Source organism: Lentzea flaviverrucosa (genome assembly GCF_003350445.1).
GTDB classification, from domain to species: Bacteria; Actinomycetota; Actinomycetes; order Mycobacteriales; family Pseudonocardiaceae; genus Lentzea; species Lentzea californiensis.
In genome coordinates this window covers 360,839-387,524 of sequence record NZ_QQAU01000009.1, presented here as the reverse complement: position 1 = coordinate 387,524, position 26,686 = coordinate 360,839, and the positions used below count along the sequence as shown (strand labels likewise).

At 70.2% G+C, this 26,686-nt stretch carries 22 protein-coding genes; 14 read left to right on the top strand and 8 right to left on the bottom strand.

Going from position 1 to position 26,686, the window contains the following annotated elements; all coding sequences use genetic code 11:
• Nucleotides 1-131 (bottom strand): helix-turn-helix domain-containing protein (locus tag DFR72_RS27925; protein WP_245983571.1); only part of this gene is annotated, 131 nt, incomplete at its 3' end.
• A 141-nt stretch (nt 132-272) separates the two neighbouring features.
• Between DFR72_RS27925 and DFR72_RS27920 the strand changes: the two genes are divergently transcribed.
• From DFR72_RS27920 to DFR72_RS27905, 4 genes are read left to right on the top strand one after another with little or no spacing between them, the layout of a single operon-like run.
• A complete protein-coding gene (locus DFR72_RS27920) occupies nt 273-1,358 on the top strand; it encodes an S-(hydroxymethyl)mycothiol dehydrogenase (RefSeq protein WP_090063504.1) in 1,086 nt (361 codons plus the stop codon).
• The gene (locus tag DFR72_RS27915; RefSeq protein ID WP_170176416.1) at nt 1,355-3,802 is read left to right on the top strand and encodes a GcvT family protein; all 2,448 of its coding nucleotides are present in this window, start codon (nt 1,355-1,357) and stop codon (nt 3,800-3,802) included. Before DFR72_RS27920 ends, DFR72_RS27915 begins: the two co-directional genes overlap by 4 nt.
• Nucleotides 3,799-4,929 carry an aromatic ring-hydroxylating oxygenase subunit alpha gene (locus tag DFR72_RS27910; protein ID WP_090063503.1) on the top strand — a complete coding sequence of 377 codons (1,131 nt, stop codon included), beginning with the start codon at nt 3,799-3,801 and terminating at the stop codon, nt 4,927-4,929. Before DFR72_RS27915 ends, DFR72_RS27910 begins: the two co-directional genes overlap by 4 nt.
• Nucleotides 4,930-4,934: 5 nt before the next feature.
• The gene (locus DFR72_RS27905) at nt 4,935-6,551 is read left to right on the top strand and encodes a BCCT family transporter (protein WP_090063643.1); all 1,617 of its coding nucleotides are present in this window, start codon (nt 4,935-4,937) and stop codon (nt 6,549-6,551) included.
• Here the strand turns inward: DFR72_RS27905 and DFR72_RS27900 are convergent.
• Nucleotides 6,514-7,173: a GntR family transcriptional regulator gene (locus DFR72_RS27900; RefSeq protein WP_090063502.1), complete on the bottom strand. Its 660-nt coding sequence runs from the start codon at nt 7,171-7,173 to the stop codon at nt 6,514-6,516. The genes DFR72_RS27905 and DFR72_RS27900 overlap by 38 nt on opposite strands.
• A gap of 69 nt (nt 7,174-7,242) precedes the next feature.
• Here DFR72_RS27900 and DFR72_RS27895 point away from each other — a divergent pair, with 69 nt between their 5' ends.
• Genes DFR72_RS27895 through purU form a run of 5 tightly spaced genes read left to right on the top strand, consistent with a single transcriptional unit; the run spans nt 7,243 to nt 13,016 of the window.
• Nucleotides 7,243-8,481, top strand: coding sequence for a sarcosine oxidase subunit beta family protein (locus tag DFR72_RS27895; RefSeq protein WP_090063501.1), 1,239 nt, complete (start codon nt 7,243-7,245; stop codon nt 8,479-8,481).
• A gap of 9 nt (nt 8,482-8,490) precedes the next feature.
• Entirely contained in the window at nt 8,491-8,772 is a 282-nt protein-coding gene (locus DFR72_RS27890) for a sarcosine oxidase subunit delta (RefSeq protein ID WP_089921464.1), read from the top strand.
• Complete coding sequence (locus DFR72_RS27885) at nt 8,769-11,606, top strand: 2Fe-2S iron-sulfur cluster-binding protein (protein ID WP_090063500.1); 2,838 nt, start codon at nt 8,769-8,771, stop codon at nt 11,604-11,606. The genes DFR72_RS27890 and DFR72_RS27885 overlap by 4 nt, the downstream gene beginning before the upstream one ends.
• On the top strand, nt 11,596-12,174 hold the full coding sequence (locus tag DFR72_RS27880; RefSeq protein WP_090063499.1) for a sarcosine oxidase subunit gamma: 579 nt from the start codon (nt 11,596-11,598) through the stop codon (nt 12,172-12,174). The genes DFR72_RS27885 and DFR72_RS27880 overlap by 11 nt, the downstream gene beginning before the upstream one ends.
• Entirely contained in the window at nt 12,174-13,016 is an 843-nt protein-coding gene (gene purU / locus DFR72_RS27875) for a formyltetrahydrofolate deformylase (RefSeq protein WP_090063498.1), read from the top strand. The genes DFR72_RS27880 and purU overlap by 1 nt, the downstream gene beginning before the upstream one ends.
• Here the strand turns inward: purU and DFR72_RS27870 are convergent.
• The gene (locus DFR72_RS27870; RefSeq protein WP_090063642.1) at nt 13,013-13,555 is read right to left on the bottom strand and encodes a class I SAM-dependent DNA methyltransferase; all 543 of its coding nucleotides are present in this window, start codon (nt 13,553-13,555) and stop codon (nt 13,013-13,015) included. The two genes, purU and DFR72_RS27870, sit on opposite strands and share 4 nt — an antisense overlap.
• 155 nt (nt 13,556-13,710) lie before the next feature.
• Here DFR72_RS27870 and DFR72_RS27865 point away from each other — a divergent pair, with 155 nt between their 5' ends.
• Complete coding sequence (locus DFR72_RS27865; RefSeq protein ID WP_090063497.1) at nt 13,711-14,997, top strand: MFS transporter; 1,287 nt, start codon at nt 13,711-13,713, stop codon at nt 14,995-14,997.
• An 83-nt stretch (nt 14,998-15,080) separates the two neighbouring features.
• The gene (locus tag DFR72_RS27860) at nt 15,081-17,135 is read left to right on the top strand and encodes a fibronectin type III domain-containing protein (protein ID WP_177224490.1); all 2,055 of its coding nucleotides are present in this window, start codon (nt 15,081-15,083) and stop codon (nt 17,133-17,135) included.
• Nucleotides 17,136-17,168: 33 nt separating this feature from the next.
• Here DFR72_RS27860 and DFR72_RS27855 read toward each other — a convergent pair whose 3' ends face one another.
• Nucleotides 17,169-18,053 (bottom strand): helix-turn-helix domain-containing protein, encoded by an 885-nt coding sequence (locus tag DFR72_RS27855; RefSeq protein ID WP_090063495.1) that lies wholly within the window; start codon nt 18,051-18,053, stop codon nt 17,169-17,171.
• A gap of 196 nt (nt 18,054-18,249) precedes the next feature.
• On the opposite strand from DFR72_RS27855, the gene DFR72_RS27850 reads away from it, so the two are divergent.
• The gene (locus DFR72_RS27850; protein ID WP_211335552.1) at nt 18,250-20,529 is read left to right on the top strand and encodes a proprotein convertase P-domain-containing protein; all 2,280 of its coding nucleotides are present in this window, start codon (nt 18,250-18,252) and stop codon (nt 20,527-20,529) included.
• An 85-nt stretch (nt 20,530-20,614) separates the two neighbouring features.
• Nucleotides 20,615-21,061 carry a GNAT family N-acetyltransferase gene (locus DFR72_RS27845; protein ID WP_245983554.1) on the top strand — a complete coding sequence of 149 codons (447 nt, stop codon included), beginning with the start codon at nt 20,615-20,617 and terminating at the stop codon, nt 21,059-21,061.
• Here DFR72_RS27845 and DFR72_RS27840 read toward each other — a convergent pair.
• Nucleotides 21,007-22,278 carry a cation:proton antiporter gene (locus DFR72_RS27840; RefSeq protein WP_090063494.1) on the bottom strand — a complete coding sequence of 424 codons (1,272 nt, stop codon included), beginning with the start codon at nt 22,276-22,278 and terminating at the stop codon, nt 21,007-21,009. The two genes, DFR72_RS27845 and DFR72_RS27840, sit on opposite strands and share 55 nt — an antisense overlap.
• 149 nt (nt 22,279-22,427) lie before the next feature.
• Between DFR72_RS27840 and DFR72_RS27835 the strand changes: the two genes are divergently transcribed.
• Entirely contained in the window at nt 22,428-23,330 is a 903-nt protein-coding gene (locus tag DFR72_RS27835; protein WP_090063493.1) for a S1 family peptidase, read from the top strand.
• A gap of 146 nt (nt 23,331-23,476) precedes the next feature.
• Here DFR72_RS27835 and DFR72_RS27830 read toward each other — a convergent pair whose 3' ends face one another.
• Genes DFR72_RS27830 through DFR72_RS27820 form a run of 3 tightly spaced genes read right to left on the bottom strand, consistent with a single transcriptional unit; the run spans nt 23,477 to nt 26,683 of the window.
• Entirely contained in the window at nt 23,477-24,907 is a 1,431-nt protein-coding gene (locus tag DFR72_RS27830) for an FAD-binding oxidoreductase (RefSeq protein WP_245983553.1), read from the bottom strand.
• Between the two features lie 37 nt (nt 24,908-24,944).
• Nucleotides 24,945-25,832 (bottom strand): quinone oxidoreductase family protein, encoded by an 888-nt coding sequence (locus DFR72_RS27825; protein WP_090063491.1) that lies wholly within the window; start codon nt 25,830-25,832, stop codon nt 24,945-24,947.
• Nucleotides 25,817-26,683, bottom strand: coding sequence for a dioxygenase family protein (locus DFR72_RS27820; protein ID WP_090063490.1), 867 nt, complete (start codon nt 26,681-26,683; stop codon nt 25,817-25,819). The genes DFR72_RS27825 and DFR72_RS27820 overlap by 16 nt, the downstream gene beginning before the upstream one ends.
• Between the last annotated feature and the right edge of the window lie 3 nt (nt 26,684-26,686).

The following is a 26,686-nucleotide window of genomic DNA, read 5'->3' as shown; positions in this document are numbered from 1 at the left end:
CGCTGCTCCAGGTTCGCCTTGATCCGCGCCAGGCCCCAGTTGAACGCGCGCCGCTGACCACCGCAATGCGACCGCAACGCCTGCTCCTGGCCGGGGTTGGGGTCCAGGGCGTACCGGTACGCCTGGATCACGCACGACACCCGATCACCCTACCGAACACCTGTTCCCATCAACGCGAAGGGCCATCCCACTCACAGACGAACACGTTCGATCACACATGATCACAAACCACCGAACAGTTCAGAACCCCACCTCTGACAGGAGCGAACGAAGTGGCACAAGCGGTGAACGGTGTCGTCGCGGCGGGGCGCGGGGCCAAGGTCACGGTGGAGACGATCCTCGTGCCGGACCCCGGTCCGGGCGAGGCGCTGGTGAAGGTGCAGGCCTGCGGCGTCTGCCACACCGACCTGCACTACCGGGAGGGCGGGATCAACGACGAGTTCCCGTTCCTGCTCGGGCACGAGGCCGCGGGCGTCGTCGAGGCCGTCGGCGACGGCGTGACCGACCTCGAACCCGGCGACTTCGTGATCCTGAACTGGCGCGCGGTGTGCGGTGCGTGCCGCTCCTGCCTGCGCGGCCGCCCGCAGTACTGCTTCAACACCCACAACGCGGCGCAGCCCATGACGCTGCAGGACGGCACACCGCTGTCACCCGCGCTGGGCATCGGCGCGTTCGCGGAGAAGACGCTCGTCCACTCAGGACAGTGCACGAAGGTGAACCCGAAGGCACCGGCGGAGGTCGCGGGCCTGCTCGGCTGCGGCGTGATGGCGGGCATCGGGGCCGCGATCAACACCGGCGGCGTCACCCGCGGCGACAGCGTGGCCGTGCTCGGCTGCGGCGGTGTCGGTGACGCGGCCATCGCGGGCGCCCGGCTGGCGGGGGCGCGCACGATCATCGCCGTCGACCTCGACGACACGAAACTGCGGTGGGCGGAGAGGTTCGGTGCCACGCACACGATCAACGCCCGCGAGCAGGACGTCGTGGAGGCGATCCGCGAGCTCACCGAGGGCAACGGTGCCGACGTGGTGATCGACGCGGTCGGCCGCCCCGAGACGTTCCAGCAGGCGTTCTACGCCCGTGACCACGCCGGCCTCGCCGTGCTCGTGGGCGTGCCGACTCCGGACATGTCGCTCGAACTGCCGTTGATCGACGTGTTCTCGCGCGGCGGCGCGGTGAAGTCGTCCTGGTACGGCGACTGCCTGCCTTCACGTGACTTCCCGATGCTGATCGACCTGTACCTGCAGGGCAGGCTCGACCTGGGCGCGTTCGTCTCGGAGACCATCGGGCTGGGCGACGTCGAGAAGGCGTTCGAGGACATGCACCACGGCCGCGTGCTCCGTTCGGTGGTGGTCCTGTGAGCCGGCCGAGAGTGGTGCTGATCGGCGCGGGCATCGTCGGGTGCGCGCTGGCCGACGAACTGACCGCGCGGGGGTGGACCGACGTCACCGTGCTCGAACAGGGACCGCTGTTCGCGACGGGCGGGTCGAGCTCGCACGCGCCGGGCCTCGTCTTCCAGACGACCGGCTGCAGGACCATGACGTCGTTCGCCAAGTACACCGTCGAGAAGTACACGGCGCTGACGATGGACGACCAGTGGTGCTTCCAGCAGCTCGGCGGCCTGGAGGTCGCCACCACCCCGGAACGTTGGACGGACATCAAGCGCCGACACGGCTGGGCTACGTCGTGGGGCGTCGAGAGCTTCCTGCGCGACCCGGAGGAGTGCGCGCGGCTGCACCCGTTGCTCGACCCGGCCAAGGTCCTCGGCGGGTTCCACATCCCCGGTGACGGCATCGCGAAGCCGTTGCGCGCGGCCGAGGCGCAGGCACGCAGGGCGATGGAGCGCGGCGCGAAGTTCCTGGCACACCACAAGGTCACCGGCGTCGAACGCACCGGTCGCCGGGTGAAGGCCGTCGTCACCGAGCACGACACCTTCCAGGCTGACATCGTCGTGTCCTGCGTCGGCATGTGGGGCCCGCGCATCGGCAGGATGGTCGACCTCGACATCCCGCTCATCCCGATGGCCCACCAGTACGCGAAGACAGCCCCGTTGCCCGCTTTGAAGGGCGTCAACACCGAGCTGTCCGAGATGTCGAAGCCGTTGCTGCGCCACCAGGACGCGGACCTGTACTTCCGCGAGCACGTCGACCGCGTCGGCATCGGCGCGTACGGGCACCGGCCGATGCCGATCTCGGCGGACGACATCCTCGACTTCGACGTGGCGCCGACCATGCCGTCCGAGATCGCGTTCACCCCGGAGGACTTCGAGACCTCCTGGGACGCCGCCGTCGACCTGCTGCCGGTGCTGGCGGACTCGAAGGTCGAGGAGGGCGTCAACGGCCTGTTCTCCTTCACCCCGGACGGCAACCCGCTGCTCGGCGAACACCCCGGCCTCAGCGGGTTCTGGGTGGCCGAGGCCGTGTGGATCACGCACTCGGCCGGTGTCGCGAAGGCCATGGCCGAGTGGCTGGTGGACGGGCAGCCGGGCATCGACCTGCACGGCTGCGACCTCAACCGGTTCGAGGACGTCCAGCGCTCGCCCGGCTACGTGCACGAACGCAGCTGCCGGGCGTTCGTCGAGGTCTACGACGTGCTGCACCCGTTGCAGCCCGCCGAGAACCCGCGGCCGTTGCGCACCAGCCCGTTCTACGAGCGGCAGCGGGAACTCGGCGCGGTGTTCCTCGAAGCGTCGGGCTGGGAGCGGCCGCACTGGTACGAGGCCAACGCCTCACTGCCCGAGGTCGCGGAGATCCCCGAACGCAACGAGTGGGCGTCCCGGTTCTGGTCCCCGATCGCCGGCGCCGAGGCCCTCGTCGCGCGCAAGCGGGTCGCGATGTTCGACATGACCGCGCTGAAGCGGCTGGAGGTCAGCGGCCCGGAGGCGCTGACGTTCCTGCAGACCATGACCACCAACCAGCTCGACCGCAAGCCGGGCGCGGTGGTCTACACGTTGCTGCTCAACGAGGACGGGGGAGTGCGCAGCGACCTGACCGTCGCCCGCCTCGGCGAGAACCGGTTCCAGGTCGGCGCGAACGGCCCGCTCGACCTCGACTGGCTGCGCAGGCGCATGCCTCCCAACGGCGGCGTGCACATCACCGACATCACCCCCGGCACGTGCTGCATCGGCCTGTGGGGACCTCTGGCCCGCGACCTCCTGCAACCGTTGACCCGCACCGACTTCTCCCACGAGGCGATGGGCTACTTCAAGGCCCAGGAAGCGTTCATCGGCGAGGTGCCGGTGACCGCGATGCGCCTGTCGTACGTCGGCGAGCTCGGCTGGGAGCTCTACACGACCGCCGACATGGGACGCAGGCTGTGGGACACGCTCTGGGAGGCCGGGCAGCGCCACGGTGTCATCGCCGCCGGCCGCAGCGCGTTCACCAGCATGCGGCTGGAGAAGGGCTACCGCTCGTGGGGCGCCGACGTCACCACCGAGCACGACCCGTTCGAGGCGGGGCTGGGCTTCGCGGTGCGGATGAACAAGGGCTACTTCCACGGCCGCAAGGCGTTGGAGGGTCGTTCCGAGGGAACCGTGAGCCGCAAGCTCGCCTGCCTGGTCATCGACGACGACTACCAGGTCGTGATGGGCTCGGAACCGGTGTTCGCGGGTGGGGTGCCGGTCGGGTACGTCACCAGTGCGGCTCGCGGGTACTCGATCGGCAAGAACATCGCGTACGCGTGGCTGCCTGCGGAGGTGGCCGTCGAGGGCGCGCCGGTCGAGATCGAGTACTTCGGCGACCGCGTCCAGGCCGTCGTGTCGTCCGAACCGCTGTTCGACCCCGAGATGAAGCGGATCCGCTCATGACCCAGACCGAACTGCCTTCCAGCCTCATCCGCACGTTGCCCGGCAACACCTACACCGACCCGGCGATCTTCGCGCTGGAACAGCAGAACATCTTCGAGCGGATGTGGTTCTGCGCGGTCCGCAGCGCCGATCTCCCGGACGCCGGCAACTTCCGCACCGTCCAGATCGGACGCGAGAGCGTGCTCGTGACCCGCTCCCGCGACGGCTCGCTGCGCGCGTTCCTCAACATCTGCCGGCACCGCGGCGCCAAGTTGTGCACCGAGGAGACCGGCACGGTCAAGCGCAACTTCCAGTGCCCGTACCACGCCTGGACCTACGGCCTGGACGGCAAGCTGGTCGCCGCGCCGAACCTCACGTCGATGCCGGACGTCGACCGCGTCGAGTACGGGCTCAAGACCGTGCACCTGCGGGAGTGGCTCGGCTACGCCTGGATCTCGCTGGCCGACGAGCCCGCGTCGTTCGAGGAGACCGTGCAGCAGGACGTGCGGGAACGCCTGGGCAACCTCGACGCGATCGGCAACTACCAGGTCAGCGAACTGGAGCTGGGCCGCCGGATCACCTACGACGTGAAGGCCAACTGGAAGCTCATCATCGAGAACTTCATGGAGTGCTACCACTGCGCGACCATCCACCCCGAGCTCACGGAGGTCCTGCCGGAGTTCGCGGACGGGTACGCCGCGCAGTACTACGTCGGGCACGGTGCGGTGTTCGGCGAGGAGATCAAGGGGTTCACGATCGACGGGAGCGAGGGCTTCGAGAACCTGTCCGGCGTCGCCTCCGACCAGGAACGCCGGTACTACGCGATCACCGTGCGGCCGCAGGTGTTCATCAACCTCGTGCCGGACCACGTGATCATCCACCGGATGTTCCCGATGGCCGCCGACCGCACGATCGTCGAGTGCGACTGGCTCTACGCCAAGGACGTCGTCGCGACCGGCAAGGACGTGTCGCGGTCCGTCGAGCTCTTCCACCGGGTCAACGAGCAGGACTTCGAGGCCTGCGAACGGTGTCAGCCCGCGATGTCGTCGCGGGCCTACGCGAACGGGGGTGTGCTGGTCCCCTCCGAGCACCACATCGGGGAGTTCCACCGCTGGGTTCAGGAAGTCACATCCACTACGAGGTGGTAGACACCATGCCCGAACCGAAGTTCTTACCCACCAAGAAAACACACACGGACCGCATCGTCTTCACCGTGTCCGCGGTCATCGCCGCCGCCTTCCTCGCCTGGGGAGTGCTCGGTACGGCGAGCCTCGGCAGCGTCTCGACCGCGGTGCTCGGCTGGGTCATCCGCAACACCGGCTGGGCGTTCCTGACGGCGGCGACCGGGTTCGTGATCTTCGCGCTGTGGCTGGCCTTCAGCCGCTACGGCCGGATCCCGCTCGGGCAGGACGACGAGCGGCCGGAGTTCCGGACGGTCTCGTGGGTCGCGATGATGTTCAGCGCGGGCATGGGCATCGGCCTGATGTTCTACGGCGTCGCGGAGCCGCTGTCGCACTTCGTGAAGCCGCCGCCCGGCACGGTCGAGGGCGGCTCGGACGCGGCGGTCGAGACCGCGATGGCGACGTCGCTGTTCCACTGGGCGATCCACCCGTGGTCGATCTACGCCGTCGTCGGTCTGGCGATCGCGTACGGGACTTTCCGCCGTGGCCGCAAGCAGCTGATCAGTGCCGCGTTCGCACCGCTGTTCGGTGACCGGGTGTCGGAGGGTCCGCTGGGCCGGGTGATCGACATCCTCGCGATCTTCGCGACGCTGTTCGGGTCGGCGGCCTCGCTGGGGCTCGGCGCGTTGCAGATCGGCAGCGGGCTGAAGGCGGGCGGGTTCGTCTCCGAGAACCCCGGTGCCGGCGTGCTGATCGGCATCATCGCGGTGCTGACCGCGGCGTTCGTGGCGTCGGCCGTGTCGGGTGTGGCCAAGGGGATCCAGTGGCTGTCGAACATCAACATGGTGCTGGCGACGGTGCTGGCGGTGTTCGTGTTCGTCGTCGGGCCGACGATCCTGATCCTCAACCTGGTGCCCGCGGCGATCGGTGACTACTTCCGCGAGATGGGCGAGATGGTCTCCCGCTCCGCCGCGTCCGGCGGGAGCGCCATGGAGGGCTGGCTGTCGTCGTGGACGATCTTCTACTGGGCCTGGTGGATCTCGTGGACGCCGTTCGTCGGCATGTTCATCGCGCGGATCAGCCGGGGCCGGACGATCCGGCAGTTCGTCAGCGGCGTGATCCTGGTGCCGTCCGCGGTGAGCCTGGTCTGGTTCACGATCATGGGTGGCACCGCGATCACGTTGCAGCGCGGCGGAACCGACCTGGCCGGCGCGGCGAACCCCGAGTCGCAGCTGTTCGGCGTGCTCGACCAGTTCCCGCTGGCGGCCGTCTCCGGTGTGGTCGTGATGGTGCTGGTGGCGATCTTCTTCGTGTCCGGCGCCGACGCCGCTTCGCTGGTGATGGGGTCGTTGTCGCAGCGCGGAGCCATCGAACCGCACCGGCGGCTGGTGGTCTTCTGGGGCGTGGCGACCGGTGGTGTCGCCGCGGTGATGCTGCTGGTCGGCGGCGGGGGAGCGACCGCGCTGACCGGGCTGCAGAACCTCACGATCATCGCCGCGGCACCGTTCGCGCTGGTGATGGTCGTGCTGTGCGTGGCGCTGGCGAAGGACCTGCGCAGCGACCCGATGGTGTTGTGGGAGAAGCATTGCGCCCACACCGTCGACCAGATCGCTAGATCAACGCCCGAATCGCCTGTTCGAAACCGATGACGTGCTGGGAGGCGAGTTCGCTCGCCTTCTTCGCGTCGCCCTCGACGATCGCGGTGAGGAGGGGCACGTGTTCGTCGACGTGACCGGCCATTCCGGACAGCCGCGGCAGGAAGACGCACCAGATCCGGGTGGCCAGGTTGTCGTAGGAGATCAGGGTGTCCTCGAGGAACGGGTTGTGCACGCACCCGTAGATCGCGCGGTGCACGCCGACGTCGGTGCGCAGGAGTTCCGTGTTGTCGCCCGTCGGCGCCGCCGTGTCGAGGCGCGAGCGCAGGTCGGTGAGCGCGGCCCTGTCCTGCGCCGTGGCGCGGTCGGCCGCGGCTGCCGCGGCCAGGGGTTCCAGGGTCCTGCGCACCTCGGAGATGTGCGAGAGGTCGGAGATGTTGACGTCGGTGGCGAACGTGCCGCGCCGCGGGAAGGCGACGACGAGCCGTTCCTGCTCCAGCCGCTTGAGGGCCTCGCGGATCGGGGTGCGGCCGACGCCGAGCTCGGTGCGCAGCCTGTCCTCGTTGATGGGCTCGCCCGGCTTGATCTCCAGCATCACCAGGCGATCCCGCAGGACCGCGTAGGCCTGCTCGGTGAGTGAGACGGAGGCGGGCTCGTCGTTGACCCGTGCGTTCATGTGACCTACCGTAACGCACAGACTGATATACCAGTAGTCGACCAGAAGACTCAGCTGGAGGCGTCGCGCATGACCAGCTCGGCTCAGCCGCCCGGAGCGCACCTGCCGGAGCACCCGGACTTCCTCTGGGACGACCCGGAACCGAAGTCCTCCTACGACGTCGTGGTCGTCGGCGGTGGAGGCCACGGCCTCGCGACCGCGTACTACCTCGCGAAGGTGCACGGCATCACGAACGTCGCGGTGCTGGAGAAGGGCTGGCTCGCGGGCGGCAACATGGCCCGCAACACCACGATCATCCGGTCGAACTACCTGTGGGACGAGAGCTCCGGCATCTACGAGCACTCGCTGAAGCTGTGGGAGGGCCTGGAGGAGGACCTCGGCTACCCGATCCTCTTCGACCAGCGCGGTGTGCTGAACCTGGCGCACAGCCTGCAGGACGTGCGCGACAGCGTCCGCCGGGTCAACGCCAACCGGCTCAACGGCATCGACGCGGAGTGGGTGGATCCCGCCGGCGTCAAGGAGATCTGCCCGATCGTCAACACCTCGCCGGACGTCCGCTACCCGGTGCTGGGTGCGACCTACCAGCCGCGCGCGGGCATCGCGAAGCACGACTACGTGGCGTGGGGCTACGCACGCGCCGCGCACGCGATGGGTGTCGACCTGATCCAGAACTGCGAGGTCACCGGGCTCGAGACCTCGGGCGGCCGGATCACCGCGGTCGAGACGTCACGCGGCCGCATCGCCGCCGGCAAGGTGGCGTTGTGCGCGGCCGGCCACAGCTCGGTGCTCGCGAAGATGGTCGGCCTGAGCCTTCCGCTCGCCTCGCACCCGTTGCAGGCCCTGGTCTCCGAGCTGCTCGAACCCGTCCACCCGACCGTCGTGATGTCGAACGCCGTGCACGTCTACGTCTCCCAGGCGCACAAGGGAGAACTGGTGATGGGCGCGGGCATCGACAGCTACAACGGTTACGGGCAAAGGGGTTCTTTCCACATCATCGAGCAGCAGATGTCGGCGGCGCTGGAGCTGTTCCCGGTCTTCGCGCGTGCCCACCTGCTGCGGACCTGGGCGGGCATCGTCGACGTCAGCCCCGACGCCTCGCCGATCGTCGGCCTGACGCCCGTCGGCGGCCTGTACCTGAACTGCGGCTGGGGGACCGGCGGCTTCAAGGCCACCCCCGGTGTCGGTGACTGCTTCGCGCACACCATCGCCCACGACAAGCCGCACCCGTTCAACGAGCCGTTCACCCTCGAGCGCTTCACCACGGGCGCTCTCGTCGACGAGCACGGCGCCGCCGCCGTGGCGCACTGAGGAGCCGACATGCAACTCATCCCGTGTCCGTGGTGCGGGCCGCGCGAGGAAGCGGAGTTCCACTACGGCGGCCAGGCCCACGTCGCCTACCCCGAGGACCCGTCGGCGCTGACCGACGAGGAATGGGCGCGGTACGTGTTCTTCCGGGAGAACCCGAGCGGCCCGTTCGCCGAGCGCTGGAGTCACAACGCCGGGTGCCGCCGGTGGTTCAACGCCGTCCGCGACACCCGCACCCACGACCTGCTGGCCGTCTACCGCGTGGGCGAGCCCATGCCCGAGGTGACCGCATGACCCTCCGCACCCCCACCGGTGGTTCGATCGACCGGAACACCCTGCTGCACTTCACCTTCGACGGGCGCCCGTACACCGGGCACCCCGGCGACACGCTCGCGTCGGCGTTGCTCGCTCATGGTGTGCACGAGATCGGCAGCAGCGTGAAGCTCGGCCGGCCGCGCGGCATCGTCGCGGCGGGGTCCGAGGACCCGACGTCGCTGGTGCAGGTCGAGGCGCCGTTCTCCGAACCGATGCTGCTGGCCACGACCATCGAGCTGTACGACGGCCTGGTGGCACGAGGGCTGGCGGGGCAGGGACGGCTGTCGCCCGAACAGGACCCGGCCCGGTACGACGCGAAGCACGAGCACTGCGACGTCCTGGTCGTCGGCGCCGGGCCCGCGGGCCTGGTGGCGGCCCTGACCGCCGCTCGCAGTGGTGCGCGGGTCGTACTGGTCGACGAGCAGAACCAGGCCGGTGGCGCGCTGCTGGGCGTGGACGAGTACCTGGACGACCGGCCGTCCGCGGAGTGGGTCGCGGACGTCGTGGCGGAGCTGAAGAGCACGCCGGGTGTGCTGGTGCTGGAGCGGACCACGGCGTTCGGCATGTACCAGGACGGGTTCGTGCTGGCGCTGCAGAAGCGCACCGACCACCTGGGGTTCGCGGCGCCCGTCTCGGTCGCCCGGCAACGGGTCTGGCGGATCAGGACCAGGCAGACCGTGCTCGCGACCGGCGCGCACGAACGTCCCGTGGCCTTCGCCGACAACGACCGGCCCGGGATCATGCTCGCCTCGTCGGCCCGCACGTTCCTGCACCGCTACGGCGTGCTGCCCGGTTCGCGGGCGGTCGTGTTCACCACCAACGACAGCGCGTACTGCGCGGCGATCGACCTCGCCGAGTCCGGTGTGGACATCGCGCTGATCGCCGACGCCCGTCCGGAGACCCCCGCACGGCTGGCGGCGGAGTGCGCGGCCCGGGGCATCGAGGTCCGCGCCGGGCACGTGGTCGTCGGGACCGAGGGCGACGGCCGGGTGAGCGGGGTGCGGATCACTCCGCTGGCCGTCACCTCGCCGGACGTCACCGTCGCGTGCGACACCGTCCTGGTGTCGGGCGGCTGGAACCCGGTGGTGAGCCTGTTCAGCCAGGCGCGCGGCAAGCTGCGCTACGACGCCGAACTCGGTGCTTTCGTGCCGGGCGAGGAGCTTCCCACCGTGCGGGTCGCCGGCTCCGCGACCGGCGAACTGGACCTCGGCGCGTGTGCACGGCAGGGACGGGACGCCGGTGCGCGAGCCGCGGCCGCCGCCGGGTACGCACCGGGTGGCCAGGTGCCGCTGCCGGTGTCGGACTCGCGTTGCACGGCCCGTTCCGGCCTGGTGCTGTGGCGGGTGCCGGGCAACGACGACGCGAGCTTCGTCGACCTGCAACGGGACTCGACCGTGGCGGACGTGCTGCGGGCGACGGGTGCGGGCCTGCGCTCGCTGGAGCACATCAAGCGCTACACGACCATCGGCACCGCGCACGACCAGGGCAAGACGTCCGGCATGATCGCCGCGGGCATCGTCGCGGAGGCGCTGGGGGTGGAGCTGGAGGACCAGCGGCCCACGACGTTCCGCCCGCCCTACACGTCGGTCTCCTTCGCTGCCTTGGCCGGACGGGACCGCGGTGAGCTGCACGACCCGGTGCGCGTCACGTCGATCCACCCGTGGCACGTGGCGCACGGGGCGTTGTTCGAGGACGTCGGCCAGTGGAAGCGGCCCTGGTACTACCCGCAGGAAGGCGAGGACCTGCACACGGCCGTGCTGCGCGAGTGCAAGGCCACGCGCGAGGGCGTCGGCATGATGGACGGCTCGACGCTCGGCAAGATCGACGTGCAGGGCCGCGACGCCGGCAAGTTCCTGGACATGCTCTACACGAACATGATGAGCACGCTGAAGGTCGGCAGGATCCGCTACGGCGTGATGTGCGGCGTCGACGGGATGGTGATCGACGACGGCACCGTGATCCGGATCGGCGAGGAGCGGTACCTCGTCACCACGACCACCGGCAACGCCGCCAAGATCCTCGACTGGATGGAGGAGTGGCTGCAGACGGAGTGGCCGCACCTCGACGTGCACTGCACCTCGGTCACCGAGCACTGGGCCACGATCCCGCTGGTGGGGCCGCGATCCCGGGACGTGCTGGCGGCAGTGGCTCCTTCACTGGACGTCTCGAACGAGGCGTTCGAGTTCATGACCTGGCGCGACACGGAGGTCGCCGGTGTGCCGGCGCGGGTGTGCCGGATCAGCTTCTCCGGTGAGCTGGCCTACGAGATCAACGTGACCGCGTGGTACGGCATCGCCGTCTGGGAGGCGTTGACGGCGGCGGGGGAGCAGTACGGGATCACGCCGTACGGCACCGAGACCATGCACGTGCTCCGCGCCGAGAAGGGCTACCCGATCATCGGGCAGGAGACCGACGCGACGGTCACGCCGCAGGACCTGGGCATGTCGTGGGCGGTGTCGAAGAAGAAGCCCGACTTCATCGGCAAACGCTCGTTCGCCCGTGCCGAGAACAACCGCTCGGACCGCAAGCAGCTCGTGGGGCTCCTGCCCGTCGACCCGGCCGTGTTGCTGCCGGAGGGGTCGCAGATCGTGGAGACCGACCGGCTGCCCGAACCGCCGGTCCGGATGCTCGGCCACGTCACCTCCAGCTACCCCAGTGCGGCACTCGGCCGCACGTTCGCGCTGGCGCTGGTGCGCTCCGGCCACGAACGCATCGGCGAGACGCTGTACGTGCCCGTCGAGGACTCGCTGGTGCCGGTCACCGTCACCGAATCCGTGCTGTACGACAAGGAAGGAGCCCGTCGTGACGGTTAGTCCGCTCGCCGCCTGGCACGACCGGCTGGCGGCACTCGCCCCGGTGCTGGACGTCGCCGAGGTGCCGTTCCGCTCGCAGCTCACCGTCCGCGTGTCCGACCCGGACGCCATCGCGGCGACGGGCTCGGCGCTCGGAGTCCCGTTTCCTTCCGCCGCTTGCACTTTCGCCTCCGGCACCGGACGATTCGGGGACGTCGAGGTGCTCTGGCTCGGACCGGACGAGTTCCTCGTCACGGCCTCGCCCGGCCTGCAGGTCACGATCGAGGAGGTGTCGCGTGGCGCGCTCGGGACTGCCGGAGGGTCCGTTGTGGACACTTCGGCTCAACGCACGACCGTGGTTCTTCAAGGGCCGCTCGCCCGGCAAGTGCTGGCTCACGGATGTTCCGTGGACCTGCACCCGGCTTCGGCTCCCGTCGGCACTTGCGTGCAAACACTCCTCGCCAGGACCGGAATCGTCCTGCAGGTGACCGGCGAGGACCGGTACAAGGTCCTGGTGCGCTCGTCGTTCGCCGAGTACTTCGCGGCGTGGCTCAGCGACGCGTGCGCCGAGTACCTGGCGGTGGCGTGATGGCCCAGTTCACGCTGACCCTGCACTGCCCGGAGCGGGCGGGCATCGTGCACGCCGTGACGTCGTTCCTGGTCGACCACGGCTGCGACATCGTCCAGCACCAGCAGTTCGACGACGACGTGCGCGGGAAGCTGTTCCTGCGCACCGCGTTCTCGTGCGACTCCTCCGGCGCCGACGACCTCGCGACGGAGTTCGCGAAGGTGGCGAGCCAGTTCGCGATGGAGTTCGACCTGTGGGACGACCGGCCGCCGCGCGTCCTCGTGATGGTCTCGAAGGCCGGCCACTGCCTGAACGACCTGCTCTTCCGCTGGCGCGCGGGCAGCCTCGGCGGGGAGATCGCCGCCGTCGTGTCCAACCACGAGGACCTGCGGCCCATGGCGGAGGCGGCGGGCCTCGACTTCGTGCACGTGCCGAACACCGCCGACACCAAGCACGCCGCCGAACAACGGCTGGTCGAGCTCGTCGAGGAGTACCAGATCGACCTGGTGGTGCTGGCCCGGTACATGCAGGTGCTGTCGAACGACCTGTGCTCGAAGCTCGCGGGTCGTGTGATCAACATCCACCACTCATTCCTGCCGGGCTTCAAGGGCGCCAAGCCCTACCACCAGGCCTACGACCGCGGCGTGAAGTACGTGGGCGCCACTGCCCACTACGTCACCCCGACCCTCGACGAAGGCCCGATCATCGAGCAGGAGGTCCTGCGCGTCGACCACTCCTACGACCCGCGCGCACTGACCGCCGCGGGCCGCGACGCCGAGGCCCTCGCCCTGTCGCGGGCCGTCCGCTGGCACTGCGAGCACCGCGTCCTGCTCAACGGCAACGGCACCGTCGTCTTCCGTTAGGGCTTGCGCGCCAGCAGTTGGGCCTGCAGGAACCGTTCGCCCTCGACCGGTTCCCGCACCAGCCGTCCGACCTCGGCGAAACCGGCCTTCCCCAGCAAATCCGCCAGGCTGGAGGGCGACCAGCGGTAGGCGAGCGTCACCTTGTGGTCGAACTCCCGCGGCTCGGGATCGTCACCCGCGTAGAACCCCAGCAGCAGATGGCCTCCCGGTGCCAGCACGCGGAAGAACTCGTCGAACACGGCCGGGAGCTCGTGCGGCGGCATGTGGATGAGCGAGTAGAACGCCAGAATGCCGCCGAGGGTGCCGTCTTCGAGGTCCAGCGCGGTCATCGTCCCCTGCTCGAACCTCAGTTCCGGATGCGCTTCGCGGGCGAGGGCGATCATGGCGGGGGAGAGGTCGAGGCCGGAGACGTCCAGCCCCAGCGAGTGCAGGTGCGCGGTCAGGTGGCCGGGGCCGCAGCCGAGGTCCGCCACCGGGCCTTCGGTGAGTTCGGCGAACGCGGCGAGCATCGCGCGTTCGAGAGGCCTGGTGTCGAGCATGTCGCTGAACAGTTCGGCGTACAGGGAGGCGACGGCGTCGTACGGGGTGGGCACGGCGAAAACCCTACAACGAATTAATGTGAGTCCATTGCTGTTGCCAGTGTTCGGCTGTTGCACCGTCGACGCAAACCTGTTCTCCTGCTTATAGTTCGGCCGTGATTTCCGTTCTGCGCGATCCGGTCTACCGGAATCTGTTCGGCGCCCAGGTGGTGGCGCTGACCGGAACGGGACTGGCGACCGTCGCGCTCGGTCTGCTGGCCTACGACCTGGCCGGACCCGATGCCGGGGCCGTGCTCGGCACCGCGCTGGCGATCAAGATGATCGCCTACGTCACCGTGGCGCCGGTCGCCACGGCGTTGCTCGGCGCGCTGCCTCGCCGGGCGGTGCTGGTGGCGCTGGACGTCGTCCGCGCCGGGGTCGCGGCGGTGCTGCCGTGGGTCGGCGAGGTGTGGCAGGTCTACGTGCTGATCTTCCTGCTGCAGGCCGGGTCCGCCGCGTTCACGCCGTTGTTCCAGGCGACCATCCCGGACGTCCTGCCCGGCGAACGGGACTACACCCGCGCGATCACGTTGTCGCGCACGGCCTACGACCTGGAGAGCCTCCTCAGCCCGGCGCTCGCCGCCGCGGCTCTGGCGCTGGTGAGCTTCCACGAGCTGTTCCTCGGCACCGCCCTCGGTTTCGCGGCGTCGGCCCTGCTCGTGCTGTCCGTGGTGCTGCCGCGCCCGAAACCGTTGCCGTGCAAGGGTAACTGGTACGACGCCACCACCCGTGGCATCCGCATCTACCTCGCCACCCCGCGGCTGCGCGGGCTTCTCGCCGTGCACCTGGCAGCGGCGGCCGCGGGCTCGATGGTGTTCGTGAACACCGTGGCGCACGTGCGGGACGGCCTCGGCCGCGATGCGTCCGACGTCGCCGTCGCACTGGCCGCCAACGGTCTGGGGTCGCTCGTCGCGGCACTCGCGCTGCCCAGGCTGCTCGACCGCTTCGCCGATCGCGTCGTGGTGTTGCGCGCGGCGGTCGTGCTGGTCGTGGTGCTGTTCGCGGGGACGGTGTTCGCCTGGCACTGGCAGACGCTGCTGGTGTTGTGGGCGTTGATCGGAGCCGGGTGCTCGCTGGCCCTCACGCCGGGCGCGCGCCTCCTGCGCCGTTCCGCCGATCCCGCGGACCGCCCGGCGTTGTTCGCCGCGGACTTCGCGCTGTCCCACGCGTGCTGGCTGCTCTGCTACCCGCTTGCGGGCTGGGTGGCGACGTCCGCTAGCACGGCCACGGCCTTCCTGGTTCTCGGCGCGGTGACCGCAGTGGCCGCGATGATCGCCGTGAACTTCTGGCCCACGCACGATCCGGAAGTGGTCGAGCACGAACATCGTGATGCCGAGGGCGTTGTGTGGAAACACGCCCACGAGTTCCGCATCAACGACGAACACGCGCGCTGGCCGCGCTGACTGAACAGTTAAACAATGCGCCTTCGAGGCAGGCCGGAATACCGTTTCCACACCCTGCCTTTGAAGGAGTTCCACTCATGCGAATGCGCAGCAAAATCATCGCTGCCGCGTGCGGATCGGTCCTGGCGCTCGGTGCGTTCACGGTCGTTCCGGGCGCGGCAGCCGCCGTCCAGCCGGACGTCGGCTCCCAGCAGCAGAACGAGGCACACCAGCGGTTCAAGGGCCTGTCGCAGGACCTGCGCGGCCGGCTCGCCGGCCACTGGTTCGACTCGGCTGCGGGCAAGCTCACCGTCGCCGTCCCGGACGAGCAAGCCGCACGCCAGGCACGTGCCGAGGGCATCAACGCCGTGGTGGTGCGACGCAGTGCCGCCGACTTGGAAAAGCTGCTCGGCGACGTCAAGAAGCTGATCGGCGACGGCGTGCCCGGCGTGTACAGCTGGGGTGTCGACGTGCGGGACAACCAGGTCGACGTCACGGTCAACACCACCCGCGAAACCGAAGCCACGGAACGGTTCCTGGAGAAGGCGCGCGCACTCGGCGACGGTGTCCACGTCTCGGAGACCAAGTCCCAGCAACGGCAGCAGGCCGGCACCGTGCAGGCCGGCAGCCCGTGGTGGCCGGGGTCGGAGACGTACTGCTCGGTCGGGTTCGCCGCGACGGACGCCAACGGCGGCAAGCACTTCCTCACCGCCGGGCACTGCACCAACGACGCCAACCAGGCCGCGTACGGGCAGTCCGGGCAGCAGAACAGGATCGGCACCTCGAACGTCGGCGGCTCGCGCAGCGTGAACGCCCGCGAGGGCGACATGGGCGTGGTCGCGGTGACCGAGGCCGGCTGGAACCTGTCCGCGGCGGTCAACACCTGGGGCCAGCCCGCGATCACGGTGACCGGCTCGGCCGAGGCGATGGTCGGCGACCGCGTCTGCCACTCGGGCAACACCTCGAAGTGGCAGTGCGGCGAGGTCAAGTACACGAACAAGGCCGTGGACTACGGCGGCGGCCTGGTGATCGAGGGGCTCACCTGGACGACCGCGTGCTCCAAGGGCGGCGACTCCGGCGGCGCGTGGCTGCTCGGCGACAAGGCGGTCGGCCTGCACGACGGCGGCCCGTCGCAGTGCGTGCAGAACCCGACCAACGACGCCGACCTGTCGATCTTCCAGCCGGTCAACGAGGCCCTGCGCAAGTGGAACCTGACCCTCGTCACCGGGGGCTCGGACGACACCGCCGCGCCCAGCGTCCCCGGCAACGCGCGCTCGACCGGCACCACCGCGTCGAGCGTCTCGCTGGCGTGGGACGCCTCGACGGACAACGTCGGCGTGACGGGCTACGACGTCTACAACGGCGGCACGCTCGCCACCACCGTCACCGGCACCACGGCGACCGTGAGCGGTCTCAAGGCGGACAACGACTACACGTTCACCATCAAGGCCAAGGACGCCGCCGGCAACGCATCGGCGGCCAGCGCGGCCGTCACCGCCCGCACCCAGCCGGGTACCGCGGACGAGGAACCGCCGACCGCGCCGGACAACCTCCGGTCGACCGGCGTCACGGCGTCGAGCGTCTCGCTGGCCTGGAACGCGTCGGCCGACAACGTCGGCGTGACGGGCTACGAGGTGCTCAACGGCAGCACGGTCGCCACGACGGTCACGGGCACCACCGCGACCGTGACCGGACTGAACGCCGACACCGCGTACACGTTCTCCATCCGTGCGGTGGACGCGGCCGGAAACCAGTCGAAGCAGTCGGCGGAGGTCAACGCGCGCACGTCGTCCGGCAACACCGGCGGCCGCACGTTCACCAACGACACGGACTACCCGATCCGCGACTTCCAGGTGGCCGTCAGCGCGGTGCGATCCACCGCCACCGGCCCCGCCAAGAACCCCGTCACGGTCAAGGTGGAGGCCACCCACACGTGCCTGGAAGACCTGAACGTCACGCTCGTCGCCCCGAGCGGCCGCGCGTACGCGCTGATGCGCACGCCCGGCGGCGGCTACAGCTGCCACCCGTTCCCGGCGGGCAAGACGTTCACCGTGGTCCCCGGTGCAGGGGAGACCGCGAGCGGCACCTGGACGCTGCGCATCGGGGACAACGGTCCCGGTGACACGGGCGTCCTGAGCAGCTGGTCGCTCACGGTCTGAGGAGGAGAGCGGACCTGGTGGGCGGTCAGCCGCTCACCAGGTCCACTCGAACCCGTAGCAACCGGGCCCGAACTTCAGGGCGACGCCCAGCACCGAGTTCCCCTCGTCCAGCCGGACGCCGAACGACTGCCGCCCACCGTCCGCGTCCCGCACGACCCGGCGGCAGGTGCGGGGCAAGGCCAGGGCGTCGAAGGTGACCTCGAGGACGTACTCGTGCACCGGCCGGCGGAACTTGCGGGAGTAGTTGGTGGCCGGCGGGTATGGCGCCTGGTTGACCAGCTCGTGCTCGGTGATCACGGTCTGACCCCGGCGCAACGGCGTCCGGAACATCAGCTCCGCCACGAGAAGTCCCTCGGAAGGCCGGGTCACGACGCGTCCGAGCCGGCAGTTGTGCAGCGGCCTGATCGACGGCAACGGCCGGTCGTGCTCGTCGAGGTGCAGGATCACCACCCACCGGTCCGGTCCGTCCTCCTCGGCCCGCAGCACCTGCCGCGACACGTAGGACCGTTCGCCGCGCTCCGGTCCGACCGTCACGCGGTCGTGCTGGCTGATCCGGGTCAGCCGCGAGTCCCAGCGCGTGTCGACCCCGCCGACAACGTCGTCTATCACCGACGGCACCGGCCAGAACGCGCTGATGGTGCTCTGACGCCGGCCTCCGCGCTGGGCGGGCCCCAGGAGCTCCGACAACGCACCGGGTTCGAGCGCCAGCACTTCTTCGAGATGACCGACGGCCGTGAGCGACGCACGGCGTTCTGGACGGCTGCGACCCGTCTGCCAGTAGCTCAGCGTCGCGAGGCTGACCGACACCCCGCGGCGGGCGAGGTGGTCGCGGATCCGTTCCAGGGACAGGCCGCGTGCCGCGACGGCCTCGCGCAGGGTGTCCGCGAAGCCGGGAGGCGTGTCTGGGGAGAGCGACATCGATGTCTCCTTCCTGCCGGGTTCTCGACGCTATCCCTCTGATGGCGCAACGGAAGCCGTGACTTAAAAGTGAAATCGGACATCGGCGGATCGACGCAGCTCAATCGTGACGACAACCATCCGAAAGGCCGGATGTCGGCCGTGACTTCGACGGCTACGGTCGCGTGACCCTGCATCCCTGCGAAGGAGCCCGACTGTGCGAAGAAGAAGATCTCTGCTCGCCACAGCACTGGTGTCGATGACCGTGGCAGCGCTGGCCGTCCCTGCATCGGCCGCACCCGCCGCGCTGGCCGGGTGCTCCGGCACCAACGACAGCGACGTGACGATCGGCGACAACACGACCGTCGAGTCGCCGATCGCCATCAGCGAGTGCGCCTCGGTCCCGTCGGCCACCGCCACGGTGCCGGTGAAGATCGTGCACACCTACGTCGGTGACCTCCAGGTCAGCCTGGTCGCCCCGGACGGCTCCGCCTACGTCCTGCACAACCGCTCCGGCGGTTCCGCGGACAACATCGACCAGACCTACACCGTCGACCTGTCGGGCGAGACCTCGAACGGCACGTGGAAGCTGCGGGTCAACGACAACGCGAACAACGACGTCGGCCGGATCGACACGTGGTCGCTGAACCTCGGCGGCTCGACCCCGGCGAACGACTTCTCCGTCGCCGTCTCGCCCGCCTCCGGTTCGGTGGCGGCGGGCTCCACGGCCTCGACGACCGTCCAGACCCAGACCACCGCGGGCCAGGCTCAGACCGTCGCGTTGACCGCGACCGGCCTGCCCTCCGGCGCCACCGCGTCGTTCAGCCCCTCGTCCGTCACGACGGGCACGAACTCCACGCTGTCGATCAGCACCACGGCGTCGATCTCGTCGGGCACCTACCCGATCACCGTGCGGGCCGCGGGCGGCTCGACCAAGACCGCGACCTACACGCTGACGGTCACCGGCGGCACCGGCCCGCAGATCCCGGACATCGACATCAACGCGGTCAAGGCGCACCTGACCGCGTTCGGCACGATCGCCTCGCAGAACGGCGGCAACCGGCGTTCGACCTCGGCCGGCTACCGCGCGTCGGTGACGTACGTGAAGGACAAGCTCACCGCGGCGGGCTACACCGTCACCGAGCAGCCCTGCACCTCGGGCTGCACCACCGGCGCCGGTCCGAACGTGATCGCGGAATGGCCCGGTGGCAACGCGAACAACGTCTACATGTTCGGTGCCCACCTCGACGGCGTGTCCGCGGGCGCCGGCATCAACGACAACGCCTCGGGCTCGTCGGCGTTGCTGGAGACCGCGCTCGTGCTCGCCCAGCGCAACCCGTCGATGCTGAACAAGGTCCGCTTCGGCTGGTGGACCGACGAGGAGCAGGGCCTCAACGGCTCGCGCTTCTACGTCTCGCAGCTCCCGTCCACCGAGCGCACGAAGATCAAGACCTACCACAACTTCGACATGGTGGGCTCGGTCAACGGCGGCTACTTCATCAACAACATCACCTCGGCGCAGTCCACGCACATGAAGGCGTACTGGGACTCCCTGGGTCTGCAGCCGGAGGAGAACACCGAGGGCCGCAACCGTTCCGACGACGCGTCCTTCACCAACGCGGGCATCCCGGCGTCCGGTTACGCCATGGGTGCGAGCGCCCGCAAGACCGCGGCGCAGGCGACGAAGTGGGGCGGCACCTCGGGCGGCGCGTTCGACCCCTGCTACCACGCGTCCTGCGACACCACCGCGAACATCAGCGACACGCACCTCAACCGCGCCGTCGACGGCATCGCCTACACCGTGTGGAAGTCGGCTGTCGGTACCGGTACGCCGGGCGCGGACTTCTCCGTGTCGGTGTCACCGGCGTCCGGTTCGGTGGCGGCGGGCTCGTCGGTCTCGGCCACGGTCGGCACCGCGACGGTCAGCGGCGACCCGCAGACCGTGCAGCTGTCCGCGTCCGGGCTTCCTTCCGGCGCAACGGCCTCGTTCAGCCCCGCGTCCGTCCAAACGGGATCGAGCTCGACGCTCACCATCAGCACCACGGCGTCCGTCGCGGCGGGCACCTACCCGGTGACGGTCACGGCTGCCGGTTCGGCCAGCCGCACGGCCACCTACTCGCTGACCGTCACGGGCGGCGGTGGCGGCAGTTGCTCCGGCACCAACCCCAACGACGTCGCCATCCCGGACGCGGGTGCGGCGGTCAACAGCGACGTCGTGATCTCCGGGTGTTCCTCCACTCCGTCCGCCGCTTCGGTGGTGACGGTGCGGATCGTGCACCCGTACGTCGGTGACCTGACGGTGGCCCTGATCGCACCGGACGGCACGTCGTACACGCTGCACAACCGCTCCGGCGGTTCCGCGGACGACATCGACCGCACCTTCACGGCCAACGTGTCGGGCGAGACCGCGAACGGCACGTGGAAGCTCCGCGTCCAGGACCTCGGGCCGTCCGATGTCGGCAGGATCGACACGTGGGGCGTCAACCTGGCCCCGTAGGTCCGCCGGCTTCGGGAAGTGGCCTCTTGGTTTATACCTGCACTGGGTATTCTGAGAGGCCACTTGTTCGGCGAACATCGTCACCGTGACCACACGCGACACCATCACCCGCACCATCGCCGAACTGGATGGCGGGGACACCGCCCTGGCGTTCGACGTGATGCGCGAACTCCGCCCGCACCTCACCGACGCCGGCGAGTTCGCCGAGCTCGTCCGTGCCCAGCGGCGGGAGGGCTACCGGCTCGTCGTCGCCTACGACGAGACGGACCGTCTCGTCTCGTTGGCCGGATTCCGGCACATGACCAACCTCTACGCCGGGCCGCACCTCTACATCGACGACCTGAGCACGCTGCCGTCCGCTCGCGGTCGGGGCCACGCGGGCGCCCTGCTGCGGTGGGTCGACGAGGAAGCCCGCCGCCTGGGCTGCGCGGGCGTGCACCTCGACTCCGGGACGCCGAGGCACGACGCGCACCGCCTCTACCTGGCGTCGGGCTTCGTGATCCCCGCGTTCCACTTCGCCAAGAGCCTCTGAAACGGCGCTGCCCCCACGCCGTGCAGGGCGACGCTGCCCAGCACGCAGACCACGGTGATCGTCAGGATCGTGTCGGCGGCGTCGCCCTCCGGCAGCCGGTTGAAGGCCAGCAGGCCGAACACGATCGTGGTCGTGCCGCGCGGCCCCAGCGCCCCGACGAGCAGGCGTTCGCGCCGGGGCATCCGCGAGCCGGTGAGGGCGAGGAACACGGGCCCGAGGCGGACCACGGTGAGCACGGCCGCGCAGAAGAGCAGGACCTGCCACGAGACGCCCAGGTAGAACGTGAGCACCGCCGCGATGCCGACCACGAACCACATGGTCATCGTCAGCAGCCCGGTGACGTCCTCGAGCAGGTGCAGGTCGGTGTTCAGCGCGTCCGTGCGCGCCTCGGCCCGGCCGGTGTGGACCCGGCGGGCTTTGAGCAGCCGGTGCACGTACCGGAAGGCGATGCCGCAGACGAACGAGGCGACGAAGCCGTTGCCGTCGATCGCGACCGTCGCGGTGAAGGTGAGCAGCGGCGCCAGCAGCACGGCGACGCGCGCGGACTGGTCGCTCACCCAGCCCGCCTGGTGGGCCCGGTCCATCAGCCAGCCCAGCAGAGCGCCGATCACCACACCGACGACCAGGGCCTTCACCGCGAACGGCAGCACCGTGCCCAGCGCCTCCAGCGGCGTGCGTTCCTGGGTGTGGTCCCCGGCCAGGATCAGCGCGAACAGGAACAGCGGCGACACGATGCCGTCGTTGTAGCCGCTCTCGACGTTCAGCGTGCCGCGCACCCGCACCGACAGCCCCGGATCGCGCACCAGCCGTTCCGCCGGGGCGAAGTCGGTCGGCACCGTCACGCACGCGACCAGCAGCAGCACCGCCCACGGCAGGGCGGGGAACAGCAGCCAGCCCAGCAGCGCGGCCACCGCGATGCTCACCGGCATGGCCACGAGCAGCACCCGCGCCACGAGGCCGGGATAGGCGCCCCACAGCCGGCCCGCGCGGACCTCCGTGGCGTCGACGAACAGCAGCACCGCGAGGATGATCTCGGCCGCGTGCTGCACCGACTCGGTGTTGAGGCCCTCCGCGATGGCGTTCGGTTCGAACAGGCCGACCGCGACCCCGGCCAGCACCATCACGAGCGGCGCGCCGAGGTTCCAGCGGTCCAGCCGGTTCGCCGCCAGCGATCTGACGACCATGGCGAACGCGGCGGCGAGCAACAGCGAGTTCATGCCCCCATCTTGACCTGTGTGTCCTAAGAGGACATCCGCAGGCGGGTCGTCGATCATTCCTGTTCCGGCGATTCACCTAAACCGGAGCGCCTCGCCGTACGTACACCCAGACAGGAGCGGATCTCAATCCGGTAACGAGAGGGCGCCACATGGGCAAGCACCACGACGACAACCGCCGGGTCAAGGTGATCGCGGGCGCCATCGGACTCGTCGCCGTGGCGATCACCGCCTCGACGTTCACCGCGAGCCAGGCGGCACCGGAGGTGCGCACGGCCCCCGCGCAGGCCACCGAGACGTTGCGGGAGAAGGCTTCCGCGCCGGGCACCGCGTGGGCCGTCAACCCGTCGACGAACGAGGTCCTCGTCACCGCCGACAGCACCGTGACCGGCGCCAAGTGGGACAACCTGGTGTCCACGGTGAAGGGCATGGGCGCCGGGGTGAGGCTGCAACGCACCGCGGGCACGTTCAGGCTGTTCGCCGAGGGCGGCGACGGGATCTTCGCCGGCGGCAGCCGCTGTTCGCTCGGCTTCAACGTCGTCACGGACGACGGCCGTCCCGGCATCCTCACCGCAGGCCACTGCACGGCCGCGGGCAGGCAGTTCTCCCTCACACCGGGTGGTCGCGCCGCAGCCACCGTCGCGCGCTCGACGTTCCCGGGCAACGGCGACTTCGCCCTGCTCACCTACAACAACCGCAACACCGACGCGCCCAGCGAGGTCGACACCGGCAACGGCCGCAAGGTGCGGATCCAGCGCGCCGCCGAGGCCCGGGTCGGCACGCAGGTCCAGCGCATGGGCAGCACGACAGGACTGCGCGCCGGTCGTGTCACCGGTCTCAACGCCACCGTGAACTACCCGGAGGGACGCGTCACCGGTCTCATCCAGACGACCGTGTGCGCGGAGGGCGGCGACAGCGGCGGCCCGCTCTTCACCGTCAACGGCAACGCGATCGGCCTGACCTCGGGCGGCAGTGGCGACTGCCGCAGCGGCGGCGTGACGTTCTTCCAGCCCGTCACCCGTGCGCTCGCCGCGGTGGGCGCACGCATCCCCTGACTCAGGCGGCGTCCCGCCTGCTCACGGGACGCAACCTGATCCGGCGCCGCACGCGCTGGCGTCCGGCCCGGTCCACCGTGCCGGACGTGTCGCGTGCGGCGTCACCATCGTTGTGCGCCAACGGTCACGACGTCACTGGTCCGGTGTCACCGGGACACCGCCTGCGCGAAGGTGAACACGTGATCAGGGTCGTACTCGGCCGCGACGTCCTGCAGCCGGGCGAGGTTGCCGCCGTAGTACGCCTGCGCCCACCGCGGCATCTGCGGGTCGATGTAGTTGACGTACCCGGCGTCGCCGACCAGCGCGCCGAGCCCGTCGCGGATCGTCGCCAGCGTGCCGCGCGCCTGTTCGGCGGCCTCGGGCGGCGTCTTGAGGTAGATCTGCACGTTCGCGAGAGCCTTGCGGTGCGGGAACGCGGTCGCGTCCGGCGCGGCGTCGGCCACCGCGCCGCGGAGCCCGTCGAACATCAGGTACGTCTCCTCCGACTGGCCCGCCAGCAGGTCCACGGCCTTCGCGGGGTCGCTGATCGGCTCACCCACGACGCGCGACGACGCCACGGCCGACTCGCGGGTGATCGGGCCACCCGCGAAGTACTGCGTGGCCTCCGCGTAGGTCTGGGCCTGGACGAACCGCTGCGCCGGCGCCGGGAGCTGGTTCACCAGCGAGGTGAGCGCACCGGTGGGGCCGACGAAGCACCCTCCGATCCGGCAGCTCGGCTGGGCGCCGCCGCGCACCACGACGTTCGACCAGAGTTCGTTCGGTGCCTTCGCGATCCACGCCTGCCACGCGCCGAGCGCGTCCGCCGCGGCACCGGCCGGGTACGACAGCGAGAACACGGTGACGTCCGGCGCGGGCACCGTGGAGAACACGAACTCGGTGACGATCCCGAAGTTGCCGCCACCGCCGCCGCGCAACGCCCAGAACAGGTCGGGCTCCTGCTGCGCCGACGTCGTGACCAGTTCTCCGGAGGCCGTGACCACCGTCGCCGACACCAGGTGGTCGCACGTCAGCCCGTACTTGCGGGAGAGAACGCCGATGCCGCCACCGAGCGTCAGGCCCGCGATCCCGACGGACGGGCACGTGCCGGTCGGCAGGCACCGCCCGGACGCGACCAGCGTCCTCGACACGTCACCGAGGGCGGCGCCGGACCCGATCCGCACCTGGTCACCGGGCAACACCTCGATGCCGGCCATGCCGCGCAGGTCGACCTGCAGGCCGCCGGGCGGCGACGAGTACCCGGCGTAGCTGTGACCTCCGCTGCGGGCGGCGACGGCCGCACGTCCGCGAACCGCCTCGACGCAGGCCTGCACGTCCGCCGCCGAGGTGACCTTGGCGACGGCGGCGGGTTTCCGGGCGTCCCACACGGGGTTGAAGCCCTGGTAGGCGAACCCGTCGTCGCCCGCCAGCACGAGTCTGCCGGACAGCCGGGAGCGCAGGGCGGTCCAGTCGGGCGGTCCACTCGGAACGGACGAACTGGACGGTGGCGGAACGGGCGAAGTGGGGGAGGAGGTGCAGGCCGCGAGTGCGGCACCGGCACCGGCGAGGCCCGCGACCTTCAGAAACCTGCGTCGATCCACCTGATCATGGTGGCACGCCATGATCAGCCCGGCGACTTCACACGGTCAGCACGACCCGGCCGTGAGCGGTGCGGTCCCACGCGTCGGTGACGCCGTCCAGCGGCACCACCTCGTGGTCGACGGTGAGCACGCCATCGGCCGCGTGCCGGGCGATCACGGCGATGGCGTCGGCCCGCTGCCGCCCGGTCAGCTCGTTGTTGGTGTAGCCGGACAACCGCAACGACCTGCTGCGCAACGTGGCCGACGTGATCGGGGACGTCTCGCCGGCTGATCCGCCTAGGTTCACCCACCGGCCACCTGGCCGCAACGCCTGGGCGGCCGCGGCGGCGGGAGCGCCGAACAGCGGGTCGATCAGCAGGTCGGCGCCCTGGGCGGCGCCGGCCACGTCCTCCAGCGCCACCACGACGTCCGCTCCCGCCCGCACCGCGCGTGCACGGGCTTCCGCCGAACGCGCCGCGGCCACCACGCGTCCGGCACCGGCGAGCCGGGCGAGCTGGATCGCGGCCTGACCGACGGCGCCACAACCGAGCACGACCACGGTCTCGCCCGGTGCCAGGCTGCTCAACGCCATGTGCGCGGCGACGGCGGACAACCCGAGCGCCGCCATCACGACCGGGTCGACGTCCGGCAGGAACACCAGGTCCTCCTCCCGCGCCACCGCCTTCGCGGCCATGCTCCCGTCGCCGGGTGCCATTCCGGCACTGGTGGGAAACCACACCGTCCGCCCGCCGACGGTCCCGACCCCCTGCACCCCGGGCACGTAGGGCGTCGCGGGCACGCCGAAGTAGGACGTGCCGCTGGCGCACAGGCGGTCCAGAGGCGTGATGGGCGCGGCGAGGACGTCCACGACGACCTCGCCGAAGGGCTCGTCCCGGTCAACGAGCGACGGAGGCTGACCGGGACGAACGACTACTGCGGCGCGCACGGTTGCAACACGAAGTCGAACTCGGCGAGCACCCACGGCACCGCGGACGTGCCGCCGTCCGGCGTCGGACCGGGCTCGCGCGGCTGGAACCTGACCACGAGCTCCTGCTTGGTGCCGAACACGACGTCGCTGTCGAGGTACTCCGCGCCCTCCTCGAACAGGTGCGTGATCAGCGGTTCGTACCCCTCGGCGGTGAGCAGGAAGTGCACGTGCGCCGGCCGGAAGTGGCTGATCTCGGTCTGCTCGATCAACGCGCCGACCGGCCCGTCCATCGGGATCGCGTACCCCTTCGGCGTGATCGTGCGGACGCAGTAGGTGCCGTCCGCCTCGGCCCGGTACTTCGCGCGCAGCCGTGCCTCGTCCACTTCGAGCTGCGCCTCGTACGCGCCCTCGGCGTCGGCCTGCCACACGTCCAGCACGGCCCCGGACACCGCCGCACCGTCCAGCGATCGCACGGTTCCGGTGAGGTAGAGCGGAGTTCCGTCGACGTCGTCGGACATGTCACCGCCGAACCCGAGCTCGGGGGAGCCGTCGACGTGGAACGGCCCGAGCACGGTCGCCGGTGTCGCGCCCGCGTCGAAGCGGTGGTTCATCTGCACGACCAGCATGCTCAGGCCGAGCACGTCCGACGCGAGGATGAACTCCTCGCGCTTGGAGTCGCTGATCTGCCCGGTCGCGGTGAGCCACTGAACCGCGGTCATCCACTCGGCCTCGGTGAGCCGCACCTCGCGGGCGAACCCGTGCAGGTGCCGGATGAGCGCGGTCATGAGCTGCGCGGTCCGCGGGTCCTTCGCGGTGGCCCAGCGCTGCTCCGCGAGCGCGGTGATGTTGTCCTCGGTGACGAGCTGCATTGC